This is a genomic window from Streptomyces sp. NPDC005775, from assembly GCF_042871565.1.
GTDB lineage: Bacteria > Actinomycetota > Actinomycetes > Streptomycetales > Streptomycetaceae > Streptomyces.
This window is the reverse complement of sequence record NZ_JBIAIU010000002.1, coordinates 206178-215009: the sequence shown is the minus strand read 5'-3', so window position 1 is coordinate 215009 and position 8832 is coordinate 206178. Positions and strand designations below refer to the sequence as shown.

Annotated in this window: 10 protein-coding genes; 9 read left to right on the top strand and 1 reads right to left on the bottom strand. The window is 70.8% G+C overall.

Annotated features, from left to right (window positions below; genetic code table 11):
• Positions 1-2 precede the first annotated feature (2 nt).
• The 7 genes from ACFYPA_RS04660 (at position 3) to ACFYPA_RS04630 (ending at position 5908) form a co-directional block, all read left to right on the top strand.
• Positions 3-218 carry an MbtH family protein gene (locus ACFYPA_RS04660; protein ID WP_359083974.1) on the top strand — a complete coding sequence of 72 codons (216 nt, stop codon included), beginning with the start codon at positions 3-5 and terminating at the stop codon, positions 216-218.
• Positions 219-228: 10 nt separating this feature from the next.
• Positions 229-1542 carry a cytochrome P450 gene (locus ACFYPA_RS04655; protein ID WP_359320885.1) on the top strand — a complete coding sequence of 438 codons (1314 nt, stop codon included), beginning with the start codon at positions 229-231 and terminating at the stop codon, positions 1540-1542.
• Positions 1543-1568: 26 nt separating this feature from the next.
• Entirely contained in the window at positions 1569-2327 is a 759-nt protein-coding gene (locus ACFYPA_RS04650) for an SRPBCC domain-containing protein (protein WP_359083976.1), read from the top strand.
• Complete coding sequence (locus tag ACFYPA_RS04645; protein ID WP_359320882.1) at positions 2327-2527, top strand: hypothetical protein; 201 nt, start codon at positions 2327-2329, stop codon at positions 2525-2527. Before ACFYPA_RS04650 ends, ACFYPA_RS04645 begins: the two co-directional genes overlap by 1 nt.
• 581 nt (positions 2528-3108) lie before the next feature.
• Positions 3109-4404: an alpha/beta fold hydrolase gene (locus tag ACFYPA_RS04640; RefSeq protein ID WP_389129462.1), complete on the top strand. Its 1296-nt coding sequence runs from the start codon at positions 3109-3111 to the stop codon at positions 4402-4404.
• 13 nt (positions 4405-4417) lie between these two features.
• Positions 4418-5080, top strand: a complete 663-nt coding sequence (locus ACFYPA_RS04635) for an MBL fold metallo-hydrolase (protein ID WP_359083979.1) — start codon at positions 4418-4420, stop codon at positions 5078-5080.
• Between the two features lie 48 nt (positions 5081-5128).
• Positions 5129-5908, top strand: a complete 780-nt coding sequence (locus ACFYPA_RS04630; protein WP_359320876.1) for an exodeoxyribonuclease III — start codon at positions 5129-5131, stop codon at positions 5906-5908.
• Between the two features lie 17 nt (positions 5909-5925).
• On the opposite strand, the gene ACFYPA_RS04625 is transcribed toward ACFYPA_RS04630, so the two are convergent.
• On the bottom strand, positions 5926-7092 hold the full coding sequence (locus tag ACFYPA_RS04625; protein ID WP_389129458.1) for a Cmx/CmrA family chloramphenicol efflux MFS transporter: 1167 nt from the start codon (positions 7090-7092) through the stop codon (positions 5926-5928).
• A 419-nt stretch (positions 7093-7511) separates the two neighbouring features.
• Between ACFYPA_RS04625 and ACFYPA_RS04620 the strand changes: the two genes are divergently transcribed.
• Together ACFYPA_RS04620 and ACFYPA_RS04615 are read left to right on the top strand one after the other, a co-directional pair.
• Positions 7512-7952 carry a DUF6278 family protein gene (locus tag ACFYPA_RS04620; protein WP_359320870.1) on the top strand — a complete coding sequence of 147 codons (441 nt, stop codon included), beginning with the start codon at positions 7512-7514 and terminating at the stop codon, positions 7950-7952.
• A gap of 133 nt (positions 7953-8085) precedes the next feature.
• Positions 8086-8829: an amino acid ABC transporter ATP-binding protein gene (locus ACFYPA_RS04615; RefSeq protein ID WP_359083983.1), complete on the top strand. Its 744-nt coding sequence runs from the start codon at positions 8086-8088 to the stop codon at positions 8827-8829.
• Positions 8830-8832: the final 3 nt, after the last annotated feature.

Below are 8832 nucleotides of genomic sequence, written 5' to 3'. Positions count from 1 at the left end.
ATATGACCAACCCCTTCGACGATCAGGACGGCACCTTCCTCGTCCTCGTCAACGACGAGAACCAGCACTCGCTCTGGCCGCAGTTCGCGGACGTCCCGGCCGGCTGGACCCTCGTCCACGGCCCTGACACCCACGCCGCCTGCCTGGCCCACGTCGAGGAGGCTTGGACCGACATGCGGCCCAAGAGCCTTGCCGACGCCATGGACACCCAGCGGTAGCGCGGCCGACATGACCTTCACCGAAACCCTGGGCGGGGCTCGCGAATCCGCAGGCCCCGCCCGGCCCGACGGCCTCGCCGTATGCCCTGCCCAGCCCCACGCCCCCGTCTCGGACCCCGCCGGGCCCGACGGATTCGCCGCAGCCCTGCTCACCCCGGAAGCCCGGCGGGACCCGTATCCGCTGTACGCCCGCATGCGGCGCGACGACCCGGTCCACCGCAGCCCCCAGGGCATCTGGTACCTCACCCGCTATGCCGACGTCGAGGCGGCGCTCGGCGACCTGCGGCTGTCCAACGACCGGGACAGGATGACCCGCGCCTACAGCTCGCTCGGCGGCGACCTCAAAGCCCTCAGCCGGCTCACCGAGCGACTCGGCCGGGTGATGAGCAACACCGACCCGCCGGACCACGCCCGCCTGCGCAAACTGGCCAACAAGGCGTTCACCGCCCGGCGTGTCGAGGCCCTCCGCGACGGCGTACAGCGGATCGTCGACCGGCTCATCGACGAGGCGGTCGCCGCGGGCCCCACCATGGATCTGATCGAGGCGGTCGCCTCGCCACTGCCGATGTCCGTCGTCTGCGAGCTCTTCGGCATCCCGGACGAAGACCGGCCACAGGTCAAGAGCTGGTTCAGCCGCTTCGGCCGGCTCAGCGAGGACATCGACAAGTCCGAGGCGGCGATCGACCAGTACGAGGAGTACCTGTCCGGGCTCATCCGGCGGCGCCGGCGGGAACCGGGCGACGACCTCATCAGCGCCCTGGTCGCCACCCAGACCCAGGACGACAGGCTCACCGACTCCGAACTGCTGTCCACGTGCTTCGTCCTGATCACCGCCGGAGACGAGACCACCACCCACCTGATCGGCAACGGCATGCTGGCCCTGCTGCGCAACCCGGACCAACTGGCCAGGCTGCGTGAGGACCCGGGCCTGATCCGTGGCGCGGTCGAGGAACTGGCCCGCTACGACACGGTGACCCAGGCGATCGTCCGGGTGGTGGCGGAGGAACTGGAGATCGGCGGACGGACGCTGTCGGAGGGCGAGCTGGTGTACCTGTTCCTCGGCGCGACCAACCGCGATGCCGAACGGTTCGAGGACCCCGACCGGCTCGACCTGTGCCGCCCCGGCAACCGCCACCTGAGCTTCGGCCACGGCCCGCACTTCTGCCTCGGCGGACCTCTGGCCAAGCTCCAGGCAGAGGTGGCCATCGGCACGCTGGCGCGCCGGCTGCCCGAGCTGCGCCTGGCCGATGGGGCGGCGCTGGACTGGCGGGACAACCCGCTGCAGCGGCGGCTGACCGCCCTCCCGCTCACCCACCGACCATGAACCACGACGAAGGAGCAGTACCGACCATGGCACGAGAGTTCGAGGTCCGCCGGGAACAGGAACTGCCCGTGACGCCCGAGCAGGTCTGGGACGCGGTGGCCACCGGCGCCGGCAACCTCGGCTGGCTCTATCCGATGGAGATCGAGCCGCGCGTCGGCGGAAAGGCGACCCGGGGAGATGCCACGGTCGTGGCGTGGGAGCCGCCGCATCACTTCGGTGTCCGGGCGACACAGGACGGCGGGTTCTCCAACACCCTCAGCTACCGCGTCGAGCCGACCGACGGCGGCATGAGCCACCTGCGGATGGGCATCCACTGGGTGCATACGGGCGTCGTCGACGACGCCTGGAACTGGGACGCCAAGACGGACGTGGCCGAGAAGTACGTGGACTTCCACCAGCACGCCCTCGCCGAGTACCTCCGGCACTTCGCCGGCCGCCCCGCCGTCTACGTCAGGTCCCAGCGCCCCGAACCCACCGCTGACGCCGCCGACTTCGACGCCCTGCGCCGACGCCTCGGCCTTGCCGAGAACGCGGCCGTCGGCGACCGGTTCACGCTCCTCGCCCCCGGCCCGGACCATGACCCCGTCGAAGTGGTCGTCGACTGGCTCAGCACCGACTTCGTCGGCCTCCGGGGCCCAGACGCTCTGTACCGGTTCTTCAACGGCAGCACGTGGAACGTGCCGATCTGGCTCGGCCACCACCTGTTCGCCGAGCACACCGACGAGCAGCAGGCCACCAAGGCGTGGGCCGCCTGGCTCAACGACATCCCAGCTCAGGAGTTCTGATGGAAGCCGCCACACAAACACTGCTCTTCGCTGCCGAACTCGTGGAGGAGAACGGCACCTACGCACTCGTCGTCCAGGACGTGAGAAGAGGTACCGTCCAGACCACCCCGGTCCCCAGAGCCATGGTCGACAAGCTCCCGACCTTCCTCTCGGCGCTCACCACCAAACTCAACCCGGTCCCGCAGCGCCGCCGTTGGTAGCTCACGGGGGAGTCGGCAAGTTGGCACTCATCACGTCAGTCGACGACTGGCGCTTTGGCGCGGGGGTTACGCCACTCACCGTGCAGATTCCAGCAGCCTGGCCGACATGCACGACTTCAGCGCCGGCCCCGGGGCCCCTTGATCAGGGCTGTCCCGTAATGGCATGACGCCCCTGTGGCAGCACCGCCGTGAGGGGCCATTGCCGGCGCCCGGCGCGCCCCGGGCCGCTGCTACCGCCCGGCGGCGTGACACGGCCCGCCACCATCCATCCTCTGCGGGGCCACGGCGGAGATCTGCGGAATGCGCTGGAGCGACGTCGACCTGGGCGGGGCCACCCTGACCGTCAACCGGACGCGGACCCTGATGGGCAACAAGGTCGTGGTCGAACAGGACACGAAATCCCTTGCCGGGGAGCGCCAGCTCCCCCTCGGACCATCTTCTCGCCCGCTGGGCCGGGCACACCGACGTCCGCACGACCGAGCGCTGGTACGTGAAGCCGAATGTGGAGGATCTACGGTCGGCCGCGGCAACGTGGGGAGAACTGGCGAGTGTCCCGCCCCCGCTCACGGAGCGAATGTGAGATGTGGGAGCGTGAGTGGGTGAGTGAGAAGAACGTTGAACCCCTGCAATACCGCTTTGACGGGCCAGAAGACGCACCAGTCCTGGTGATCGGCCCCTCCCTCGGTACCACCTGGCACATGTGGGACCGGCAGATACCCGAGCTCACCCAGCACTGGAGAGTCTTCCGCTACGACCTCCCGGGACACGGCGGCGCGCCCGCGCACCCCACCACCGCCGTCACCGAGCTCGCCGACCGGCTCGTGGCCACGCTCGACGGACTCGGGGTGCGGCGTTTCGGGTATGCGGGCTGCTCCATCGGCGGCGCGATCGGCGCCGACCTCGCGCTGCGTCATCCGCAGCGGGTGGCCTCGCTGGCTCTGGTGGCCTCCTCGGCCCGGTTCGGCAGCGCCGACGAGTTCCGGCAGCGCGGGGTGATCGTCCGTACCAACGGGCTGGAGCCGATGGCCCGCACCGCGCCGGAGCGCTGGTTCACGCCGGGGTTCGCCGCCGCGCAGCCGGCCATCGTCGAATGGGCCGTCCAGATGGTCCGCACCACCGATCCCGGCTGCTACATCGCCGCCTGCGAGGCACTGGCCGCCTTCGACATCCGCGGTGAGCTCGGCAGGATCGGTGTTCCGACGCTCGTGCTGGTCGGTGCCGAGGACAAGGTCACCGGTCCCGGTGACGCCCGCACCCTGGTCGCGGGCATACCCGACGCACGGCTGGCCCTCGTCCCGGGCGCCTCCCACCTGGCGCCGGTCGAGCAGCCGGGAGCCGTCACCGACCTCCTGCTCACCCACTTCTCCGCGGCCTGGCAGGACACGCTGGCCGCGATTCCCGCGCCGTCGTTCGCGCCGAGGCTCTCGGCGCCCGTGCTGCCCGTCGCCGAGCTCACCGCCGCCGTCGCGCAGCCCGAGGCGGAGACCGGCGGCAGGCCCGATCCCTACGGGCCCGGCATGAAGATCCGCCGGGAGGTGCTCGGCGACGCCCATGTCGACGGGGTCATGGCCGCCGCCGACGACTTCACCGGCGACTTCCAGGAATTCGTCACCCGCTACGCCTGGGGCGAGGTCTGGCGCCGGGAGGGGCTGGACCGGCGCACCCGCAGCAGTGTCACGCTCACCGCCCTGGTCGCCTCCGGACATCTGGAGGGCCTGGCCGCCCATGTCAGCGCCGCCCTGCGCAACGGCCTCACCCCCGCCGAGATCAGGGAGGTGCTGCTGCAGACCGCCGTGTACTGCGGGATCCCGGCCGCGAGCGCCGCCTTCAGGATCGCCCAGTCCGTGATTCAGGCCGAAACGACGCCTCCCGCGTAGCAGGATGGAGTGCATGAACGCCCAGAACCCCGAGCCGCTCGCGCTCACGCTGACCAAGCAGTCCCACTCCTGCATCCGCCTGGAGAAGGACGGGCGCACGCTCGTCATCGACCCGGGCGGGTTCTCGGAGCAGGACGCCGCGATCGGCGCCGAAGCGATCCTGGTGACGCACGAGCACCCCGACCACTTCGACGAGGAGCGGCTGCGGGCCGGACTGGAGGCCGACCCGGCCGCCGAGGTCTGGACGCTGCACAGCGTCGCCGACCAGCTCGCGGCGGCGTTCCCGGGACGCGTCCACACCGTCGGACACGGCGACACCTTCTCGGCGGCCGGGTTCGACGTCCAGGTGCACGGCGAACTGCACGCGGTGATCCACCCGGACCTCCCGCGGGTCACGAACGTCGGCTTCCTGGTGGACGGGTCCGTCTTCCACCCCGGCGACGCGCTCACCGTGCCCGAGCAGCCGGTCGACACCCTGCTGCTCCCGGTGATGGCGCCCTGGAGCAAGATCTCCGAGGTGATCGACTACGTCCGCGAGGTCGCGCCGCGCCGCGCCATCGACATCCACGACGCGCTGCTCACCGATCTGGCCCGTCCGATCTACGACACCCACATCGGCAACCTGGGCGGCTCCGACCACGCCCGGCTGACCCCGGGGCAGTCCACCGGCGTGTGACGGGCGCCGCCCCCGCCGCTGTCAGTGGGAGCCGCTAGGTTTACGTACATGCGCATCGCCACCTGGAACGTCAATTCGATCACCGCCCGCCTGCCGAGGATGCTGGCCTGGCTGGAGAGCACCGGCACGGACGTGCTGTGCATCCAGGAGACCAAGTGCACGGCCGAGCAGTTCCCGGCCGAAGCCCTCCGTGAGCTGGGCTACGAGTCCGCGGTCAACGCCACGGGCCGGTGGAACGGGGTGGCGATGGTCTCCCGCGTCGGCCTGGCCGACGTCGTGACGGGGCTGCCCGGCGGCCCCGACTACGACGGCGTGCAGGAGCCCCGGGCGATCAGCGCGACCTGCGGGCCGGTCCGTCTCTGGTCGGTGTACGTGCCCAACGGCCGCGAGGTCGGGCACGAGCACTACGCGTACAAGCTGCGCTGGTTCGAGGCGCTGCAGAAGGCGGTGGCGGCGGACGCCGCGGGGGCGCAGCCGTTCGCCGTCCTCGGCGACTTCAACGTGGCTCCGACCGACGAGGACGTCTGGGACCCGGCGCTCTTCGAGGGCGCCACCCATGTCACCCCCGCCGAGCGGGCCGCCCTCGCGACGCTGCGCGAGGAGGGCCTCAGCGACGTGATGCCCCGCCCGCTGAAGTACGACCACCCGTACACCTTCTGGGACTACCGCGAGCTGCGCTTCCCGAAGAACAGGGGCATGCGCATCGACCTCGTCTACGGGAACGCCCCGTTCACCTCCGCCGTCAAGGACAGCTACGTGGACCGCGAGGAGCGCAAGGGCAAGGGCGCCTCCGACCACGCCCCGGTGGTCGTCGACCTCGACCTCTGAGCACGGGGGCGGCGTGTTCAGGCATCCGGCTGCGGCGCCTGAGCCCGTACGGTCTCCAGGGCGGCCGACGCCGTCCCGAGTGCGAGGACCATGAGCAGTGCGCTCACCCACAGGGGCGACCGGAAGCCGAAGCCCGCGCCGATCGCCAGCCCGCCGAGCCAGGGCCCGAGCGCGGCGCCCACGTTGAACGCCGCGGTGGAGAACGAGCCGGCCAGGGTCGGCGCGCCGCCCGCCAGCCGGAACACATGGGAGATCAGCGCGGTCCCGGTGCCGAACGCGAGCATGCCCTGGACGAGGACGAGCGCGACCACCACCACGGGACTGCCGGCGCCCGCAGCGAACAGGGCCCAGCCGACGGCCAGGGCCACCAGGCCCACGGCGGCCGGTGCGAGTGGGCGGGAGTCGATGATCCGGCCGCAGACGGCGACCCCGATGAACGAGCCCACGCCGAACAGCGCGAGCAGGGCGGGTACCCACGCCGCGCCGAGCCCCGTGACGTGGCGGGCGACCGGTTCGAGGTAGGAGAACGCGCAGAAGGTCGCTCCCTGGACCAGCGCGCTCGTCAGCAGGGTCAGCAGCAGCCGGGGCCCGGCCAGCGTCCGCAGTTCGGCGGACGCGCTCGGCAGGGTGGCCGCGGGCCGCCCCGCCGGAATCGTCGCCGCGATCACGGCGATCGCCGGCAGTGTGACGAGGGCCACGGCCCAGAACGCCGCACGCCACCCCCACGCACCGCCCAGCCACGCTCCGGCGGGTACCCCCGCCACACAGGCGACGGTGACGCCGCCCACCACCACGGACGTGGCCCGCGCCCGCGCCGCGGGCCCGGCGAGGCTGACCGCGGTGACCAGGGCGACGGCCCAGAACCCGGCATTGGCCACCGCGGCGACGACCCGCGTCGCCAGCAGCACTCCGTAACTGGAGGTGACCGCACCGATGACGTGCACGGCGGCGAAGACACAGAGGAAGGACAACAGGGCCCGGCGGCGCGGCCAGTTTCGGCCCAGGAGCGCCATCGCGGGCGCCCCGAGGACCATGCCCACGGCGAAGGCCGATGTCAGCAGGCCCGCGGCGGGAATGGAGACGTGCAGGTCGTCGGAGATGCCCGTCAGCAGACCGGACAGCATGAACTCGGAGGTGCCCTGGGCGAAGACGGCGAGCCCGAGAGCGTAGACGGAAAACGGCATGAAGAACCCCATGGACGGCTGATGGACAGAACCGGTCGGGGATGCGGGCCGCACCCGCCCGTGGGACGGGCGGCAACGCGGCAGAACGGCACGGCGGCAGAACGGCGCAGAGCCGTGAGGTGTCCGGGCGGAGCCCTGCCCGCATGTAGGACCGGGCGGCGCGACCCGCATCGCATGGGTCCGGAGGGCGGCAGCGCGAGCGGCCATGACGACGGGCGGTCGGTCAGGCGTGTACGCGGGAAGCCACCGGGGGACCGGTGGCTAGCGTCTGTCGGACTCGGGGCTGCTCATGGAGGGGGAACCTACCAGCCCGGAGTGTGCCGGGGTGAACGTGGGGCGTACGCGTGGTGTTCAGCACTCGAACGACAGGCCGCGCGCCCTGTGGTGCGGATCCGGGCCGGGGTGGGATCCTGAGTGTTATGAACATCCCTTTCTTGGACAACTGGCGTAAGCGTCACGACGGAACGCGGGAGGCGGGGCTCGCAGCCGCCGTCGAGGCCGATCCGGAAGGCGTGGCAGAACTGCTCGCCGAATGTGAGCTGCTGCGCGTCCGGGCGGGGGAGCGGGGGCTCGAACTCGACGACAGTCCGGCCTCGTTGGCGGCGCTGGATCAACTGCCGCCGCGCTGGCGCGACGACCCGGAGGAGCTGCCGTGGCTGGGCAACGACGCGGGGCTCTACCTCGGCACGGTTCTGGTGCGGAACGTAGACGGTGCGCTGTGGCACATCTGGCCGAGCGGGCAACCCGTGGTGCGCCTCGCCTCGGGGCGCGAGATCGATGTGGTCGCGGCCGGTCTGGACTGGGCGATGACGGGCAGCCCCGAGCTGTCTCAGGTGTACTCGGAGTCGGCAGAGGGGTGACTCCGGGCCGCGTGCACCACGCAACTAGATAAAACGCCTTATGACCCATTTACGCGTGTCGGGTGTGAAGTCCCTTTCCGGAGTGGATAGTTTGCGCTGACCTCGACAAAGCGATAATTGGGTAGGGCAGCGAATGGCCGTCGATCCGTTGATCGAGCTGCGTGACGTCAATAAGTTCTACGGAAAGTTGCACGTACTGCAGGACATCAATCTCACCGTCGGCCGCGGGGAGGTGGTGGTGGTCATCGGCCCCTCCGGCTCCGGCAAATCAACGCTCTGCCGGACCATCAACCGCCTTGAGACGATCGAGTCGGGCCACATCTCCATCGACGGCAGACCCCTCCCGGAGGAGGGCAAGGGCCTGGCGCAGCTCAGGGCCGAAGTCGGCATGGTCTTCCAGTCGTTCAACCTGTTCGCGCACAAGACCGTGCTGGCCAACGTCTCGCTGGCGCAGCTGAAGGTCCGCAGGCGGAAGAAGGACGAGGCGGACCGGCGGTCCCGGGAACTGCTGGAGCGCGTGGGGCTCGTCGGTCAGGCCGACAAGTTCCCCGCCCAGCTCTCCGGTGGCCAGCAGCAGCGCGTGGCCATCGCCCGCGCCCTCGCCATGGACCCCAAGGCGCTCCTCTTCGACGAGCCCACCTCGGCACTCGACCCGGAGATGATCAACGAGGTGCTGGAGGTGATGCAGCAGCTCGCCAGCGAGGGCATGACCATGGTCGTCGTCACCCATGAGATGGGCTTCGCCCGCTCCGCGGCCAACCGCGTCGTCTTCATGGCCGACGGCCGCATCGTCGAGGACCGCACCCCGGAGGACTTCTTCACCGCCCCGGAGAGCGACCGCGCCAAGGACTTCCTGTCCAAGATCCTCAAGCACTGACGG